Consider the following 17,677-nt stretch of genomic DNA (forward strand, 5'->3'; position numbering starts at 1 on the left):
GCGCGGGCTTTCCTCACGGATGCTTGAGTTCGTCTTCGCCTGCCCATGGCGTCGTGCGATTGCCGATCGTCGCGCGTTCCGCCTTGACGAGATCCGCCGCGAGCGCGGGTGATTTATTGCCGAAGCTCGATCGGACGTGTGAGGCGACGGCGGCGATCTGCGCATCGTCGAGCGTGGTGCCGAACGCCGGCATCGTTCCGTTGAAAGTGGCGCCGGCCACGGTGATCTTGCCCGTCACGCCGAGCAGCAGAATGCGCGCGACGATCTTGGGATCGCCGTTGACCCACTCGGAGCCCGCAAGCGGCGGGAACACGCCGGGCAGGCCCGCACCGCTCGCCTGATGGCACGAGGCGCAGCGGCTCGCAAAGATCTGGGCGCCGTCGGGCGCGGCTACGGTCGCAGCCGAAGGGCTCGCGTTGGCCGCGGCGGCCGCGGGTTGCTCGCCAGGTCCGAGCGCCGGATTCAACAGAAAGTAGCTCACGCCCCAGACCAGCAGCCCGGCGGCCACGAGCCCCAGCAGCCACGGTACGGGATTGGCGCGCTCGAAGGGCTCCGCATGCTCGCGGGCCCGCACGGCGTTGACTTCGGCTTTGTCGTGTTTGCTCATTTCATTGCTCCCGACGAATCGGCAGGGGCCGGATAAGTGTGGTTAAGGGCGCTCAGGTATGTGACGAGGTCCAGCGCGTCCTGCGATGCGACCACCTGCTTGCCGTTGGCCGGGGCATAGCTCGGCGGCAGCTGAACGACGGTGTCGCCGGGACGTGCGCGGTCGATCACTTCGAAGAGGAACGGATACGCCGGCATCACGCTTGACGGCGAGACCGCGCGCGGCTGGTAAAGATGCGCGAGCTGCCACGCGGCGCTTGGCTGGCGTGCGCCGATGTTGAACAGGTCGGGGCCCGTGCGCGCCACGCCGAGCAGATGCGGATAGTCGTACGCGTAGTCGGCCGGCACCGATGGGCGCCCCCATCCGCGCAGTGCGTCGGGGCCGAGCGAGGCGGCGCGCGGCTGCTGCGAGTGGCAATAGACGCAGCCCATGTTCACGTAGGTGGCGCGCCCGCGCAATTGCGCGACCGTGTAAGGCTTGAGTGCCTCCGGAGGCGCCTCGTCGCGCAGTTGCCGGTACGGAAGCGCCACCAGCACGAGCGTTGCCATTGCGAGCATGATCAACGAGCCGACCGCGATCGTCAGAATGCGGTTCATGTCAGGCTCCCATGGAGAGTGCATTGCTCGGTAGCGAGGAGCCCGAGCGCGTCGTTTGCCGGCCGAACACCATGGCGAAGAAGTGATAGGCGAAGACGAAATGGCCGCCCGTCATCAGTGCGCCGCCGAGCGTGCGCGCCTGCAGATATGGCGTGAGTACGCGGACCGAATCCATGAAGGGACGGGCCGGATCGAGCAGCGCGATACCCTGCAGGATGCCGCCGATCGTCAGCGACACGAAGTAGATGGCGAAGCCGGTCGCGGCGAGCCAGAAATGCAGGCGGATAAGCGCGGGGTACGGCCACTCTCGATCGAGTACGCGCGGCATCGCGAAGTAGATCGAGCCGAACATGATCATCGAGAAAAAGCCATAGAGGCCCAGATGCGCGTGTGCGACCTTGTACTGCGTGAAATGGACGAGGCGGTTGAAGAAGGGCAGTGCCTCGAGCGAGCCCTGCAGCGAGACGAGCGTGTAGAGCACGGCGCCCAGCACGACGAAACGCAGCGTAGGGGAATGCTTCAACGCCGCGAAGTGCCCGACGACGGTCATGTGGTGGTTCACGCCGACGGCCAGCACCGGCACGATCATCATCACGCTTTGCACGACCGAGACGCTTTGCAGCCATTGCGGCACGGGCCCGCCGAGCAGGTGATGAATGCCGGCTTGGCTGTAGAACATGGCGAGGGCCCAGAAGCCGACGAGCGAGAGGTGATACGAATAGATCGGGCGCCCGAGCACCTTGGCAATGAAGTAGTAGGCGGCGGCGAGCCCGATCGGCGTGAGCCAGAGGCCGAGTACGTTGTGCGCGAACCACCAGTTGACGATGGCCTGCTCGACGCCGAAATGCACGTAGGGCACTTTGGCGACGATATAGAGGATCGGAAACCAGAGCAGCGCGGCGGCGAGGTACCAGACGGAAACATACAGATGGTGGGTCGTGCGCCGCGCGATCGTCATGAGGAGCGGCACGGCCGTGAAGGCACCGCCCGCCGCGAGGAAGATACCGATCTGCCAGGGAATTTCGAGCCATTGCAGGCCGTCGGTCCAGCCCGAGAGAATGGCGGCGATGCCGGCAGCCACGCCTGCGTTCCAGAGCCACGCGCCGATTACGGCATAGCGCTGGCCGGCGAGCGGCGCTTTGAGCAGCCGCGGCAGCATCCACAGCGCGATGCCAATGCCCGCCATCGAGGCCCATCCATAGATGACCATGTTCAGATGAGCGGTACGCACGCGGCCGAACGTGAGCCACGCCGACTGCGTGAGAAAGTCGGGCGACGTCAGCTTCTGCGAGGCGACGAGACCGGCGATGGAGCCCAATATCAGCCACACCACCGATGAGCTGAGAAACGCGAAGGCCGGGCCGCGGCTCGACTCGTCCTGCTGGGCACGCGCAGCCAGTTCGGTAGCCAGCACCTTCGACGCTCCGCCGTCATCCGCGACCGAGTACGCTTGCTCACGAGCATCGGCGCCTCGGCTCGCGGAATCGACCGAATGTTGAAGCGCGGCGCGATGCGAACGAGGAAGCGAGGGATCGTCGGTTTGGCCAAGTTCGCCTTCGGCAAAGATCACTTCGGCCGCATCGGGTCCTGCGCGCATCAGGCCGTTCATCTGCGCCCAAAGGAACATGAACAATCCGAGTACCGAGATCAGGAACGACAATGCGAGCAGCGTGCCTATCGTGAAGTTCATTTCGACAAAAACTCCGCATGAGAAAAGGTGCCCGGCGCGAGCGCGCAAAAGGTCGCATCGTGCGTGGAAAAACGCGCGATGACGGATGCGCTCGATGAGCGGGTGCTGCTACCGTGGAGGAGGCTGGGTTTCAGCGAAGGGCAGCGAAGGGCAGTATAGGTATCGCGATTCGGTTTGTAATATTCAAATTCATCATCGCAGGCATACCTTTGCGATATACCTCAAGCGCGGTGCGGCTTTGCCGGGTATTTCGAGCGGCGCGAAATTGCCTGTCGTGCAAAAGCCGGCTATGCCGTGCTTTCTGAAAATCCGCGCCGATACATTCGTGATGCGCATTGCATTCGATGCCGCGCGAAGGCATGGAGTGGCGCCGCGTGCGCGGAAGCAGGACGTTATCGCGACCGGCAGTCCGTCATCGGCCTTGCCGGTGCTTTTCCGCGACGATCGTGGCAATGGCCTCGCTGTCGGCGGGCGACGCGGGTGCGAATACGATGAGCGTCAGGCCTTTCGCGGCATCGACGGAGAATGCCGAATATTCGAGCGTGACGAGCCCTGCGCGCGGGTGACGCAAGCGCTTGGTGCCGAAGCCGAAGCTGCCGACTTCATTGTCGGCCCACAGACGCCGGAAGTCCTCGCTCGTCGCCTGCAGTTCGGCCGCCAGTGCCGCAGCGTCGCCCGAGCCGCCTGCCCGCGCAACGTCGATGCGAAACACGGCAACGGCGGTACGCGCATTTTCCTCCCAATCGGGCAGGGCCGCGCGCACCTCGGCGCTGAGGAACAAGCGCCGCAGCACGTTGCGCTCGTTCGGCGGGAATTGGGCGTAATCGCTCAGCACGGCCGCCGCCGCGGCGTTCCAGGCCACGACATCCCAGGTCGCCGTTTTGACGATCGCGGGGCTTGCGGGCATGCCGTCGAGCACGCGCTGCAATGCGGGCGTAACCGGTGGCGGCGCGGTGCGGTGAACAGGGGGCGGCCGTTGCTGACCGAGCAGGAACAGCATCTCGCGGCCCGTTGCGTCGAGCTCGAGCGCGCGGGCAAGACGCTCCAATACCTCAGCGGAAGGGGGGCCGCCGCGGCCCTGTTCCAACCAGGTGTACCAGGCCACGCTGACATTCGCGCGTGCCGCGACCTCCTCACGCCTGAGGCCGGGCGTGCGGCGCCGGCCCTGGGTGTCGGGGCCGGGGTGCAGACGGGCACGGCGCTCGCGCAGGAAACTGCCGAGCGTGATGACCGGTTCGGGAAGCGTGGTCACTGCCATCAGATATGCCTTGTCGATTGCGCGCGTGCGCTGCCGCTACTTTAGCGCGACGACGTAATACGCGTGCGGGGGCCAATGCGCCGTATTGACGGTCGAAAGTCGTCATGTCGCCGGTGCGTCGCTCCTATCGCTTGCCATGGCGAGGGCCAGCGCGTGATCGCGCACATCGGCGGGCCACGCCTGAACGAGCGCGTGCAACCGCGCCGCGTCATTGGCGAACAGCGCTCGCACCGCCTCCTCGAAGCCGGGCAGATCGCCCGCCATCGCCGACATGAAATGGTAGGCGCGCTCTTGTGACCGGCGTTGCCTGTCTTTGTCCGCATACGTACGCCGCGCTTCGTCCACGAGCTTGCGAAGGGCGACCGACGCGCCGCCGGGCTGGCTCGCGAGCCACTCCCAATGCCGCGGCAGCAGCGTGACCTCGCGCGCCACGACGCCGAGCTTCGGCCGGCCGCGGCCGCGTGGCTCGCCGGCCGCAGGAGGCGACGAGTCACGCGCGGCCGCCGTTTCGAGCGGTGGCTCCTCGCCTGCGGCGAAACGGGCGGCGACTTCCTCGTCGGTGCCGCGCGTGTCGATATCGAGGGGCCGGCCGGTTTCGTCGTCGAATACCCAGAGCGGGCTCGCCGCATCTTGCTTCGCGGCGTGCTTGATCGCGAGTGCGACCGCTTGCAGCGAACCCGACGCAATACGCCGGTGCCCGGCGAATGCCGTGAACGAGTGAAGGAGCATGTCTGCCACCGTATGGTCTCGGAAGAGGATGAGGTTGTGTTTATACCCGGATGAAAATTGACTGTCAATAACGCCCGGGTAAAATTATCGACCCGATCGTACGGGCGTTCGAGGTGGCTGCCGAGCGCGTGCGCCAAGCTGACGATGTATCAATGCGATGGGCGCGCCGCCGGATTCGTGCGATGAAAGTCAATCCGACGTGCGACGACGACCTGTTCGCGCCGCGAAAAATCGAATGGATGGATTGACGGGAAAATCCACACCAATCCGGCGTTTGGCATTGCGTTGAACCAAGGCATAATTGCAGTGGTAAAGCGCGTATAAAGAGGGTCGAACGCGCCATTCCCCACCTGAAGCGCCACCGACAGGCGCGCCCGCGCGCCGAATCGATAGAAGCGTCTTTATTTTCTTCCGACAATAGGCGCATTGCGCCTTTTAATTCGGCCCTGTTTTGAGAATCGATTGACTGATGAAACCGGCAACGAATTCGCCATGGCCACGCATTGGCCGATATCTGGTTCTTGGCATGATCGCGACGGCTGTGGCGGCTGCCGCCGTGTTCGTGCACTGGCGCCATGAGAGCCATCCTCAGGTGACGGGCGTGGCGAGCCAGATGCGAGGCGACGCGTCGGCCTGGACGCGTCAGGAGAAAGACGCCGCGCAGATGCTGCGCGACATTCGCGAGCGCCGTGTGGCCGCCGTCGGTTTGAGCAAGAGCGCGATCCTCGTGTCGACGACATCTGGCGAAAGGTATTTCGTCACCGACCATAACGCGGCGCTTTCGAACGTATTGCTGCAGGACGAATTGAAAGCGGGCGGCGATCCGGCGTATCAACTGGTCTGGCTGCCCGATGCCGACGTGCGAACAGGCTCGGCCCGCTGGAGCGACGTATTCGACAAGACGCGCGATGCGCTCAGCCTGCTGTTGCCGGTGCTGCTGATGGGCGGGCTGCTCTGGTTCATGCGCCGCGAAATGCGCGGCGGCGCGAGCCTGCTCGAGAAGTCGCCGACATTGCGCTTTGTGGACGTGATCGGCGCGGGCGAGGCGAAGGCGGCGCTCGCGGACGTGCAGTCCTATCTGACGAATCCTTCGCAGTTCACGTCGATGGGCGTGCGCGCGCCGTGCGGCGTCCTGATGACGGGCGGGCCGGGGGTCGGCAAGACGCGCCTTGCGCAGGCGCTGGCCGGCGAATGCGGCGCGAATTTCATTTCGATCACCGGTAGCTACTTCAGCGCGAAGTACTACGGTGTCGGCATCCAGAAGGTCAGGCATTTGTTCGAACTCGCGCGCCGTCATGCGCCCACGGTCATCTTCATCGACGAGGCGGACGGTCTCGGCAAGCGTACCGATACGGGCGGGGGCCCCGTGGAAGCGGAGAGCAACCGCATCATCAATCAGCTGTTGGCGGAAATGGACGGATTCGAGTCGAACGAGGGCGTCATTATCGTCGCGGCCACGAACCACCCCGACAATCTCGACGAGGCGATGCGTCGCCCCGGCCGGTTCGACCGAACCGTGCAGGTGCGCCTGCCCGACCTCGACGATCGCGCGCGGATTCTGCGTTTCTATGCAGCCAAGCTCACGGCGAAAGCCGACGATATCGACTTCGACCAGCTCGCGCGGCTGACGACGGGACTCTCGCCCGCGTCGTTGTCGATGATCGTCAACCAGGCGGGGCTCGTCGCGCGCAAGGCGGGCGAGAACACCGTCGCGTCGGCGCACTTCCTTGAAGCGATCAAGATCGCCCGTATCGGCGACGTGAGCGGCGCCGAGCGGGCATTGTCGGACGAGGAGCGCAATCGCATCGCGGTGCACGAGGCGGGGCACGGGCTCGTGGCGGCGCTGCTCGGCACCGGGGTGCTGGAAGAAGTCACGATTTTGCCGCGCGGCGGCGCGCTGGGTGTCGCGCTCGTTACGAAGATGCAGGACAAGCACCTCTATCGCGAGACCGAGATGCGTAACGAGGTGCAAGTGCTGCTCGGCGGGCGCAACGCCGAACTGCTCGTGTTTTCCGAGGCATCGAGCGGTGCCGCGCAGGATCTGCAGGAAGCCTCGCGGATCAGTCTGGACATGGTGTCGAAGTACGGCTTCAACGAGGACGGCAATCTGTTCAGTCTGGCCGCCTTGCCGCAGCAGGTGGCCGGCCTTCAGCTGAAAAACGCGATCGAACACGCGAACGTGCTGCTCAAGGACCTCAACGACGCATGCTACGCCTTGCTGCACAGCTACGAGCCCGTGCTGCGCGCGATCGCCGACCAATTGCTCGAGTCGGAAACCGTGCCGGGCGAAACGGTCTACCGTCTCGTTCGCGAACACGAGGCGGCGACGAACGCCGGCCTGCATCTCGCGCAGGAAGCGGCCGCCGCCTGAGCGGCCGCCTCGCTAGACGGAAACCGTCTCGTGCAGTGCGATCAGAAGGGCGAAGAACGCGTCCAGCGCCTCGTATAGCTTTTGCGGGGAACGCGCGCATTCGCCTTCGAGCAGCAATTTGATTTCATAGACGTCGTTTCGTTTGCCGAACACGGCCTGCCCCGTGACGCAGCCCGGCATGGGATCTTGCAAGCGCGCGAGAATGGCCGCCGCGTGCCGCTCGATATCGGGAGCGCGGAGCCATCCGATCTGGCTCCATGCCCAGAGCCGATCGTTGTCGTGCGAGAGCAGGATCGTACCGGCATCGCCCAGTTCGAGGGCGATCGTGCTGTGCTGGTCGAAATCGCCGAGGCGGTCGTCGGGCGCGCCCGCTTCGATCAGGGCGGCACGCAGTGTGTCGTGCAGCGTCGTGTACATCTCGGGTTTTCCTTTGAGGGCGGCGGAGCGAGCGAAGACGGTTGACCGTTCGTGATCGAGCCGTCCGCACGTCACTTGGTAAATTGCTTCTTTACTGCGGCCAGAATCGGCTCGTTGCTTTGCAGCGACTGCTTCACGTTGGCACCCAATGCGCGGGCCGCTCCCACAGCCTTGATCTCATTGCCGAGCGCGACATGCGCCGTGCTGGACGAGGTCAGTCGGGCTTCTTTCCTGGTCCGCCTGGCCATGCGGGCCGCCTCTTTTTGCTGGTCGCCGACGGCGGTCTGAAACGCCTGGCTGACGACGGGCGTTGGCGCAAAGACGTGACGTTTGCTCATGGCTAGCTTTTTCTTTGCCGCTTCCGTCTTGAAGTCCTCCCACTGTTTATCGAGGTCGGGGTTCCGCTCGAACGACTCCAGATGTTTGTCCTTTTGTTCGGCGAGCGCTCGAGCGGCATCGAGCGAGAACGAAGCGTAGACGTTGCGCGAAGTCTCCCGCTGGCTGAAGCGGCTGTCCTCGCTCATGATCGCGGGCCCCTCGGCCCACGCGTCCAGAACGACCCGCCCGCCGTCCGGCAGCTTGTTCTCGGCCCACGCATGGTCCACGCCCGCACCGCTCACGAACTGCAAGGTCTCGCCTTCGCCGAGCTTTCGGGCGTGCGAAACGGTAGCCACGTTTGCATGCTCGCCGCAGTTGCCGGCCTTCATTTTTATCGCCAGTGCGCCCGCGGCCGCGAGGTCGCCTCTGTACGACTTGGCTTTCATGCGGCCGAACCTCGTCCGCCAGAACGGTTCTTGTGTTTTGGCGAGGTCGGTCGCCACATTGCCCCGCCCATGAGACAACAGCGCCCGGGTCTTGGTGACCGTGTCATTTGCTTTGCGCAGACTCGGGAGCTCAGGCCCATCGATGGTTCGATGCAGCGTGGAGCGTGCGGTCAGATAAGCCGCCAGCCCGATGTCTTTCGTGCCGATGCCGCGCTGGGAGGCGGAGGCCGCATGCATGCTCCGCAGTTCCTTGTCGCGGGACTGCCTGCGCATGTCGAAGATGCGGCCGGCGTCGGCGTCTCGCAGTCTGACGAACGTGTTGCGGACGGATCGCAGGCCGCCGGCAAGCGAGCGGCCTCCGGGCGCGGCGCAGCCGCCCCGCACCTCGCCGCTGCGCTGTATGCCGTGTGCCGGTACCTGCGGCCGTTGCAGCGAGGTCGTGCGTGCGGGGGCGCCGGCCGGTTGCGATGCATGCTCGCGCACGGGCGCGGGAGAAGGGGCGTGTCGAAAAAGCGGGATCGTGGGCATAGCGTCATACCGGGGAGAGAAATTCGGTCATTGCACCGTTGCAGGGATCGGGCTTGCGGCCTGGCGGCCGGAAATCGCTCCCCTCGGTGCAGACTAGAAAATCGTCCCGCCTTCGGCTTTCGAAAAGGGCGCGGCGCTTTCGAGAACGCCTATGTGCGCGCGCGCGGCGTGCTGGCCGAACGCCGCGGCCGGACGTATCATCACTGACCGTGGGCGTTGCTGGCAGTGATTCCGCGCAGTTTTCATGGGCACCAACAAGGAGATGGCCGATGAGACGTGTGACGATTGCAACCGGGGGTTCAGCGCTCGTGGCGGGCGCGGCAATGGCAGCGGCGATGCTGTCTTTCCAGGCACATGCCGACGACGGCGACGACATCGCCTTCGCAACCGACAGTCCGCCGCCTTTCGTCGTCGCGGGCAGTTTGCGTATCACGTCATATGACGGCACTGCCGACGATCTGCTGACGGCGGGCCTTGGAAAAACAGGGCTTGCCGGTGCCGCGCCGGCTGTCGCCGACCCGGCGAATCCCACCGCTGCCGAGCTGAGGCGGCTCGCGGTCTGGTCGAACTACCGGGCACTCGTCGATATGACCGCGAACGGCGGCTATGGCCGGTACTGGGGCCCCAATGTCGACCTCGACGGCAACGACACGCTCGGCGAAGGAAAGATCGCCGGAACCGAGTACCTCGCTTATGCCGACGACGGCAGCGGCCGGCGCAACGTAACGTTGCTCGTTCAGGTGCCGGCGCGCTTCGATCCGGCGAATCCCTGCATCGTCACGGCCACGTCCTCGGGTTCGCGCGGCGTCTACGGTGCGATCTCGGCTGCGGGCGAGTGGGGGCTCAAGCGCGGGTGCGCCGTTGCCTATACGGATAAAGGATCGGGTAACGGCGCGCACGAACTGATGACGAATCGCGTCACATTGATCGACGGCCGCGTGGCCGATGCCGCCGCCGCTGGAAAAGACAGTCTGTTCACAGCCAATATATCCGCGCGTGCGCGTGACGCGTTCGATCGCGCATACCCGAACCGCTATGCTTTCAAGCACGCGCATTCGCAGCAAAACCCCGAAGCGCAATGGGGAAAGGATACGCTGCGCGCGATCCAATTCGCCTATTGGGTTTTGAATCGCCAGTTTCCGCCGGCCGCGGTCTCTGCGCGCGAACGCGTGCGCTATCGGCCCGGCAGCATCACGACGATTGCGGCGTCGGTGAGCAATGGCGGCGGGGCCTCGCTTGCCGCCGCCGAAGAGGACCGGCGCGGCTGGATCACGGGCGTCGTCGTGGGCGAGCCGCAGGTCAGCGTGCGGATGCCGCGTCGCGCTGAGATCGTCGAGGGCGGCGAGCGTATCGCGGCGGCGGGCAAGCCGCTTGCCGACTACATGACGCTGGCCAATCTGCTTGCGCCGTGCGCGGCGCTTGCGCCCGATGCGGCCGGCGCGCCGTATCTGACGGCATTGCCGGTCGCCACCACGACGGCGATCCGGCAAGCGCGCTGCACTTCGTTGGCCGCGGCGGGCTTGATCGATGGAGGCGATACGCCGGCGCAGGCGGCCGATGCGCTTGCGCGTTTGCATCAGGCCGGCTACGAGTCGGACTCGGACGTCCTGCACGCTCCGATGTGGGATTCGCAGGCGGTGCCCGCCGTCGCCGTCACTTACGCGAACGCCTATACCCGTTCGAGCGTGCTGGCCAATCTATGCGGCTTCAGCTTCGGGACAACCGACGCGAGCGGCGCAGCCGGCGTTGCGCCGCTCGTCTCGCCGATGCCGACGGTGTTCGGTGTCGGCAACGGCGTGCCTCCGACCAACGGCATCAACCTCGTCTATAACCTCACACCTCCCGGCGGCGCGGATCATCGGCTGGCCACCGCCGATGCGAGCTTCACGGGGGCGGCATGTCTGCGTGCACTTTGGACGAGGGGCGACGCACGCATGCATGCGAGTGTCGACGCCATCCGAGTCGATGGCGATCTGCATCGCAAGCCCACCATCATCGTTCAGGGCCGCAGTGACGCGCTCATACCGGTCAACCATGCCTCGCGCGCTTATCTGGCTGCCAACAGCGTGCATGAGGGGCGGCGCAGCGCTTTGTCCTATTACGAAGTCCTCAACGGCCAGCATTTCGATGCGTTTCTGGGGGTGCCCGGCTTCGATACGCGTTTCGTGCCCGTTCATTACTACTACACGCAGGCACTCAACCTCATGTGGCGGCACCTGAAAAACGGTGTGGCGCTGCCGCCTTCGCAGGTCGTTCGCACGGTGCCGCGCGGCGGTACGCCGGGAGCCGCCCCCGCGCTCGCGGCCGCAAACCTTCCCGACATCGTGATGAATCCGGGCAGCAATGCGATCGACGTCAACCGCGGCACCGTGCGGGTACCACGCTAGCGCGCTTGTGCTGGCCCGGCCGGTGCGTGCGCTTCGGCCATGGATGCCGGTGCGCCGGCGGCGGCCGGCTCGGGGCCGACGGTCTGCATCAGGTGCGCGGCGAGCAACCGCGCCCGGTCACGTTCGTCCGGCGTCATTGCCTCACGTACCCGGGCTTCGACGCCGCGCACGGCTTCGGCGTAACGCCTCAACGCCGCGCGGGCGGCGAACCCGGCTCCCGCGCGCTGCAACCATGCAGCCCCGAGCGCTTTGTCGCGCGCGATACCGTCGCCCGTCAGATAGCGCACACCGGTCTCGTATTGCTCGACCGGATCGCCCGACAAGGCGCCGTTCAGGCTGAGGAACGCTTTCCATGAAGCGGAAGCATCGGTGCGCCCGCTTGGCGTCGACGGTTCGCGCTCCTCGCCCGTCACGAGCCAATGAGCCTTGCGCGGCGAGAATGCGTCCGCGCCATCTTCGTGCCGTGTGCGCAGAGCAAGGACGATTTGCGCCGCGTCGGAGCCGAGCGCGGCGGCCTTGCGGTACCAATCGATTGCGCGTGCCTCGTCGGCCGCCACATCGTCGGCCGCCACATCGTCGGTGCCTTCATAGAGCGACGCGAGCGTGCGGGCAGCCTCGCCCGATCCCGCGGTGGCGGCCGCTTCCAGCCATTTCCGGCCGAGCGCCGCATCGCGTTCGACGCCGCGTCCGTTCAGATAGCAGAGCCCCATGAGCATCGAGGCCTGCGCGTTGCGCGCCGATGCGCGGCTCGCCCACGCGAACGCTTCCTGATCGTTGCGTGGCTCGCCGAGGCCGAGAAGAAGATGCTGGGCCAGCGCGCTTTGCGCATCGGCGTTGCCTTGCGCGGCCGCGCGGCGCAGCCAGTAAAGCGCGGCATCGAAGTCCATCGCGATGCCGTCGCCCATATCGTAGGATTTCGCCAGCATCGTCTCGAAAGCGGCGTCGCCCGTGCTGGCGATCCGCCATTGCCAGTACACGCGCTCGCGCGCATCCTCGCGCGGGCCAAGACCGATAGCGAGCTGCCGCATCGAGAGGGCATCGCCGGATGCGGCGGCGGCGCGGCAAGCGGGCAGTGCCTCTCCCGATGAGATCTGCGGCAGCGCGTCACTGACGTAGCCCAGACAGAGCAAACGCTGCGACAACGGATCGTTCGCCTCGATGCCCCGCCTGAACCATTGCGCCGCCGCGGCGGGATCGCGCGGCGCGGCGTTGCCGGACAGATGAAATTCGCCCATGACGGCATAGGCCATGCCGAACTTCCGCGCGAGTGCCTTGTCGAGCCATTGCCTCGCCGCCTTCTTGTCGGCCTCGGCCGGCTGGGACGCGAGCGATTCGGCGAGCAGCGTCTGTGCGTAGACATCGCCCGCTTGCGCGGCGAGCGTGAAATAACGATGAGCGAGCGCAACGTCGCGCGGTCCGCCTTCGCCGCGCAGGTACATCCAGCCCGCTGCGCGCTGCGCGTCGACATTGCCCGCATCGGCCGCTTTGCGGTACCAGGCGAGCGCGCCGGGCAGATCGGCCGCCACGCCGTCCCCCTTGTAAAGCATGGCGGCCGTCATGACCGCCGAGGGGGCGTAGCCAGCCCGCGCGCCTGCTTGCGCGAGGCGATATGCCCGTGTCTTGTCCGGCGGCATGCCCAGGCCGCGATACGCAAGCGAGGCCAGGTTGTACGAGGCAATGCCGAAACCCTGATCGGCCGCGCGCTGATACCACTGCTGCGCCTGCCGGAAGTCGGGCTTGCCGCCTTCGCCCTGCTGCAGCATCGCGCCAAGGTCGTTTTGCGCCGCCGCGAGGCCCGCTTGTGCCGCGCCTTGCATCCAGCCGATCGCTGCCTCGAAATCGACGGGCCCCCCACGGCCGTAACGATATTCGGTTGCGAGTTCGAATTGGGCGATCACATCGTCGCTGAGCGCGGCCTTGCGATGCCATTGCCGGGCAACGGTGTCGTTGCGCGCGGTGCCGATACCGGCGGCGTACAGTTCGCCCACGCGGCGTTGAGCATAGACCGAGCCGCGCCGCGCGGCGTACAACATGAGGTCGAAGCCTCGTTTGTCGTCTCGCGGCACGCCGGTGCCGCTCAAATAGAGGTCCGCCAGCGTCGCCTTCGCATCGAGCTGTCCGCGGCCCGCGGCTGCATCGATCCAGCCGGCGGCATTCTTCACGTCGCGCTCGATGCCGGTACCGCGCAGCAGCGAAAGGCCGAGGAGCCATTGCGCATCGGGGTCGTGCCGCGATGCGCCGAGCGCAAGCCAGCCGATGCTGCCGCGTATGTCCTGCGCGACGCCGGGGCGGCCCGCAAGCAGGATGCGACCGGCGTTGGTGGCACCGCGAGCGTCCCCGTCGCTCGCCGCCTCGGCAAAGGCGGCATAGGCCGCGGCGAAATCGACCGGGCCGCCTTCGCCGTTGTAGTTCATCATGCCGAGCGCGTTGGCGGAGGCGCCGTCTGCGCGGGCCGCGGCGCGCGCGAACCAGCGGCGGGCGGCGTCGTAGTCCCGGGGAACGCGGTTACCGTCGTGATAGAGGGCACCGAGCAGGCGCTCGGCCACCGGCGATCCCTCCGCCGCGGCGTCTTCGATGATGCCGAGCCCCGTGTCGCTTGCGCGCCCCGCATAGCCGAACAGCAGCAATTGGCCATAGACGACGCGCGCGTCGAAATTGCCCGTGTCCGCTTCGGTGCGGCAGGCCGCGAGCGACTGCGCCGGCGTGGAAAACGGCGAGGCGGCGAAATGCCGGTTCGCCGTGAACTGCAATACGCACGGGGTCGTCGCGTCGCTGAACGGCGCGATGAAGGTTCGGCCTCGCTGCGGCTCGTGGGCGGCATCGCGAAGTGGCGCCGGCACGGCATCGGCGGCGCCGGGCGCCATGCCCGTTGCCGCCGCGAATGCCAGCGATGCCAGCAACGCGGTGCGCCGAAGGCCGAGGCGAAGCGGCAACGACCGGGGGGAACGTGCGGAGATCTGCGGGCGGGAAAGGGTCACACGTCCCCCCGTTCCGCCATGTTCCACTCGATCGTGCCGTAGGGCTGCAATTCGCTCAGGCGCTCGAGATAGGCGCGTGCGGCGCCGTCGTCATGATTCGTATAACGCTCGCGGGCCGCGGCGAGAAACCATGTCTCCGCCAGTGCGTTCTGGATCGCCACGGGGTCGGGCAGGCGTACGACGAGGGCATAAACGCCGGCAATGTCCATCCGACCCAGCATGTAGAGCAGCAGGGCGCGCCGGTAATGAGCGGCGCCATCAGCCGTTGCCCGCTGAATGTAGTCTTCGAAGTAGGCAAGCGTGGGTGCCGTGCCGCCGCTTTTCGCGCGCAGCCACACGTACGTAGCCGCCAGATAGTCCTGATCGTAAGACAGCTTGCCTTTCGCGACGCGTGCAAACGCTTCTTCGGCCTGCGCCCACTCGCCGCGGTGCATATGGATTCGCGCAATGACGGTCATCGGGTCATCCGCCTGCAGGCGTCGCGACGCAGCCAGTTGGAGCGCTTCGTTCATTCGTCCGAGCAGGGTCAGCGTCTCCACTTTCGATTCCTGGTAGCCGACATTGTCGGGCGCGAGCGCAATGGCCTTGTCTATTGCGCGAAGCGCTTCGTCATGGCGGCCCATTCCGTCGCAGGCGAGCGAGAGCTCGAAATACGCTTCGGCCGCTTGCGAGGGGGAACGAGCCGCTTTCGACAGGGCGCTTTGTGCCGACTTGAATTGTTGCGAGAACAAATTGCGCAGCGGATTCGTCGAGCCGAACGGATGGCGGCGTTCGGCGGCGGCGTCGATGCCGAGCGCTTCCAGCGTGGCCCGCGTGCGCGCGTCGATGTTTTCTTCGGGCGCCCACCGCGCGAATCTGCGATAGTCGGCGCGTGCCGCGGCTGCCTTGCCCACGGCTTCGTAAGTACGCGCGCGCTCGAGATAGGACGCCGCCGCGGCCGGCGCCATCGCAATAGCACGGTCGAACTCGGAGAGGGCTTCGCGCGGGCGCCCGAGCGCGGCGAGCGTGGCACCGCGCTCCCGATGATAGTCGGGGCCTTGCGCATTCGCCTGGTCGGGTGCGTTTTCATGCGCATCGCGAACGCGGTCGAGTTCGATCAGGCTCTGCCGATAACGCTTGTCGAGACGATAAAGCGATGCGAGCAGGATGCGCTGGGCGTCGAGGGGGCCCGGTGTCAAAGCCATCGCCGCAAGCTGACTGTCCACCGCGGCGGCGTAGTCATGCCGGCCGGCCGCGTAGGCCGTTCGCATCTGCAGCATCGCCAGTCGCAACGGCACGGGAAGGCTTGCGGACGAGAGGCATTCGTCGGCCAGCGCCTCGCCGGACGCCACGCGGCCCGCTCTCGCGTCGGCCAGCGATTGTCGGCAAACGGCAAGCACATCGGGCGGCATGTTCGAGATGGAGACCATCGGCACAGCCGGTGCGGGCGTTGGCGGTGCCGCGGGTTCGATGGCCCGAGGCGCCGCATTGTGGGCGCACGCGCTCAGCAGCAAGGCGGCGCAGGCTGCTGCGGAAAAACGGTTCAGCTTGTTATTCATGCAATCGGCAACAGAACGGCGGACGATAAGACGGCGTATCCGCGATATCGGCAACGCGATGTGCAAGCTTAAGGGTAAATTGCCGCTTGGCCCGACCGCAGTGCGCTGTTTCGCCCGCGGCGCCGGTGCGGCGAGGTGACGCATCGACGCCGCCCGAGCGCATGAGGCGACTCAATCGGCCCGGGCCTGCCGCCGATAACCTTCCGTCGCTTGCAGCAAGGTGCGGGTGTAGTCGGTCTTGACATCACGGCGGCGCACGTCTGCGACGTCCAGTTGTTCGACGATCTCGCCGTTTTGCATGACCGCGAGCCGTTGGCACAAAAAACCGACGACGGCGAGGTTGTGGCTGACGACCACTATCGTCAAATCGCGTGCGCGATGCAGGCGCCGCAGCAGGTTGAGAATTTCCGCCTGAACCGATACGTCGAGCGCCGAGGTGGGTTCGTCGAGCAGCAATACGCGGGGCTCGAGGATCAGCGCGCGCGCAATGGCGACGCGCTGCCTTTGCCCACCCGAGAGCTGATGCGGATAGCGGAAGCGGAAGGCGGGGCCGAGGCCCACGTCGGCGAGGGCACGGGCGATCCGCTCGTCGGCATCGCCGATCTTATGGATCGCGAGCGGCTCGCGCAGCGTTTCGTCCACGGTGAAACGCGGGTGCAGCGATCCGTACGGATCCTGAAACACCATCTGCACGGTGCGGCGAAACGCGCGTTCGAGCTTGCCGTCCACGGCCCGCCCGCCGATGGCCACCGAGCCGGCGGCGAGCGGAACGAGCCCCGTCAGCGCACGCAGCAGCGTGGATTTGCCCGAGCCGGATTCGCCGACGAGGCCGAACGCCTCGCCCTGACGAACGCAAAGGCTCGCGTCGCGTACCGCATCGACGTGCCCGGTTCGCGTGGGAAAGCGGATCGATACATGGCTGAGCTCGATCATCGGACAGCCTCTCTCATCCAGGCGGGGTCACGCTGCAGCACGGGCAATTCCTCGGGTGGGTTCGCAAGCGGCGGGGTGGCGGCAAGCAGCCCGCGCGTATACGGATGCGACGCATGCGCGAGATCGGCAGCCGCGCAGGTCTCGACCACGCGCCCGGCGTACATGACGGCCACGCGGTCGCAGAACGACATCACGAGGGGAAGGTCGTGACTGATGAACATGAGCCCGGTGCCGTGGCGCGCCACCATCTCGTCGAGCACGGCGAGCACCTGCATCGAGACTGCAACGTCGAGCGCCGATGTGGGCTCGTCCGCCACGAGTAACCTGGGGCCGCTCGATACCATCATCGCGATCATCACGCGCTGGCCCATGCCGCCCGACAGTTCGTGCGGATAGGCGTCGGCCACGCGTTCGGGCGCGCGAATGCGCACGGCGGCCAGCGCATCGACAATGCGTTGCCTCAGCGCGCGCCGAGACAAGCCCGGTTCGTGCAGGCGCAGCGACTCGGCCATTTGTGCGGCCACCGTCATGACCGGATTGAGCGAGTACTTGGGATCTTGCAGAATCATGCCCATCTCGGAGCCGCACAGGCGCCGGCGCTCGCGTCCGGAAAGCGGCAACAGGTCGCGTCCGGCAAAACGCATCGTGCGCGCCTGCCAGTGCGCGGCATCGGGCAGCAGGCCCAATAGCGCACGCCCTGTCAGCGATTTGCCCGAACCCGATTCGCCGACGATGCCGAGCCGCTCGCCCGGCGCGAGCGTCAGCGACAGGTCGCGCACGGCGTCGATCGTCTCGCCGTCGTGCCCGCGAAAACCGATACGCAATCCTTCGATTTCGACGAGTGGGGCGTGCGCAGGCGTGGTAGCGGGGGGGGTGCGCAT

14 protein-coding genes are annotated in these 17,677 nt (G+C 66.3%); 3 read left to right on the forward strand and 11 right to left on the reverse strand.

All coding sequences use genetic code 11. The features are described 5' to 3' along the window. Positions 1-13: 13 nt before the first annotated feature. The 5 genes from U0034_RS19830 to U0034_RS19850 all read right to left on the reverse strand — a co-directional run bounded on the left by U0034_RS19830 (position 14) and on the right by U0034_RS19850 (position 4,880). Complete coding sequence (locus U0034_RS19830) at positions 14-607, reverse strand: c-type cytochrome (protein ID WP_085229844.1); 594 nt, start codon at positions 605-607, stop codon at positions 14-16. Continuing rightward, on the reverse strand, positions 604-1,203 hold the full coding sequence (locus tag U0034_RS19835; RefSeq protein WP_085229845.1) for a cbb3-type cytochrome c oxidase subunit II: 600 nt from the start codon (positions 1,201-1,203) through the stop codon (positions 604-606). The genes U0034_RS19830 and U0034_RS19835 overlap by 4 nt, the downstream gene beginning before the upstream one ends. 1 nt (position 1,204) lies before the next feature. Then, entirely contained in the window at positions 1,205-2,893 is a 1,689-nt protein-coding gene (locus U0034_RS19840) for a cbb3-type cytochrome c oxidase subunit I (RefSeq protein WP_085229846.1), read from the reverse strand. Positions 2,894-3,305: 412 nt separating this feature from the next. Further along, complete coding sequence (locus U0034_RS19845) at positions 3,306-4,151, reverse strand: helix-turn-helix transcriptional regulator (protein WP_085229847.1); 846 nt, start codon at positions 4,149-4,151, stop codon at positions 3,306-3,308. 102 nt (positions 4,152-4,253) lie between these two features. Further along, positions 4,254-4,880, reverse strand: coding sequence for a DUF2239 family protein (locus U0034_RS19850; RefSeq protein WP_085229848.1), 627 nt, complete (start codon positions 4,878-4,880; stop codon positions 4,254-4,256). A 469-nt stretch (positions 4,881-5,349) separates the two neighbouring features. Between U0034_RS19850 and U0034_RS19855 the strand changes: the two genes are divergently transcribed. Continuing rightward, the gene (locus U0034_RS19855; protein WP_085229849.1) at positions 5,350-7,251 is read left to right on the forward strand and encodes an AAA family ATPase; all 1,902 of its coding nucleotides are present in this window, start codon (positions 5,350-5,352) and stop codon (positions 7,249-7,251) included. Between the two features lie 12 nt (positions 7,252-7,263). On the opposite strand, the gene U0034_RS19860 is transcribed toward U0034_RS19855, so the two are convergent. Both U0034_RS19860 and U0034_RS19865 read right to left on the reverse strand, forming a co-directional pair. Further along, entirely contained in the window at positions 7,264-7,668 is a 405-nt protein-coding gene (locus U0034_RS19860; RefSeq protein ID WP_085229850.1) for an InvB/SpaK family type III secretion system chaperone, read from the reverse strand. Positions 7,669-7,739: 71 nt separating this feature from the next. Continuing rightward, positions 7,740-8,669 carry a transglutaminase-like domain-containing protein gene (locus U0034_RS19865; RefSeq protein ID WP_139831211.1) on the reverse strand — a complete coding sequence of 310 codons (930 nt, stop codon included), beginning with the start codon at positions 8,667-8,669 and terminating at the stop codon, positions 7,740-7,742. Positions 8,670-9,229: 560 nt separating this feature from the next. Here U0034_RS19865 and U0034_RS19870 point away from each other — a divergent pair. Beyond that, positions 9,230-11,347 carry a D-(-)-3-hydroxybutyrate oligomer hydrolase gene (locus tag U0034_RS19870; RefSeq protein ID WP_085229852.1) on the forward strand — a complete coding sequence of 706 codons (2,118 nt, stop codon included), beginning with the start codon at positions 9,230-9,232 and terminating at the stop codon, positions 11,345-11,347. On the opposite strand, the gene U0034_RS19875 is transcribed toward U0034_RS19870, so the two are convergent. Then, positions 11,344-14,247, reverse strand: a complete 2,904-nt coding sequence (locus U0034_RS19875; RefSeq protein WP_139831212.1) for a tetratricopeptide repeat protein — start codon at positions 14,245-14,247, stop codon at positions 11,344-11,346. The two genes, U0034_RS19870 and U0034_RS19875, sit on opposite strands and share 4 nt — an antisense overlap. Before the next feature lie 74 nt (positions 14,248-14,321). Further along, positions 14,322-15,734, reverse strand: a complete 1,413-nt coding sequence (locus U0034_RS19880) for a tetratricopeptide repeat protein (protein ID WP_158243574.1) — start codon at positions 15,732-15,734, stop codon at positions 14,322-14,324. Between U0034_RS19880 and U0034_RS19885 the strand changes: the two genes are divergently transcribed. Then, complete coding sequence (locus tag U0034_RS19885; protein WP_158243575.1) at positions 15,715-16,002, forward strand: hypothetical protein; 288 nt, start codon at positions 15,715-15,717, stop codon at positions 16,000-16,002. The two genes, U0034_RS19880 and U0034_RS19885, sit on opposite strands and share 20 nt — an antisense overlap. Before the next feature lie 32 nt (positions 16,003-16,034). On the opposite strand, the gene U0034_RS19890 is transcribed toward U0034_RS19885, so the two are convergent. Together U0034_RS19890 and U0034_RS19895 are read right to left on the reverse strand one after the other, a co-directional pair. After that, complete coding sequence (locus tag U0034_RS19890; protein ID WP_085229855.1) at positions 16,035-16,796, reverse strand: ABC transporter ATP-binding protein; 762 nt, start codon at positions 16,794-16,796, stop codon at positions 16,035-16,037. Then, positions 16,793-17,677 carry an ABC transporter ATP-binding protein gene (locus tag U0034_RS19895; protein WP_085229856.1) on the reverse strand — a complete coding sequence of 295 codons (885 nt, stop codon included), beginning with the start codon at positions 17,675-17,677 and terminating at the stop codon, positions 16,793-16,795. Before U0034_RS19895 ends, U0034_RS19890 begins: the two co-directional genes overlap by 4 nt.

Source organism: Trinickia caryophylli, assembly GCF_034424545.1.
GTDB classification, from domain to species: domain Bacteria; phylum Pseudomonadota; class Gammaproteobacteria; order Burkholderiales; family Burkholderiaceae; genus Trinickia; species Trinickia caryophylli.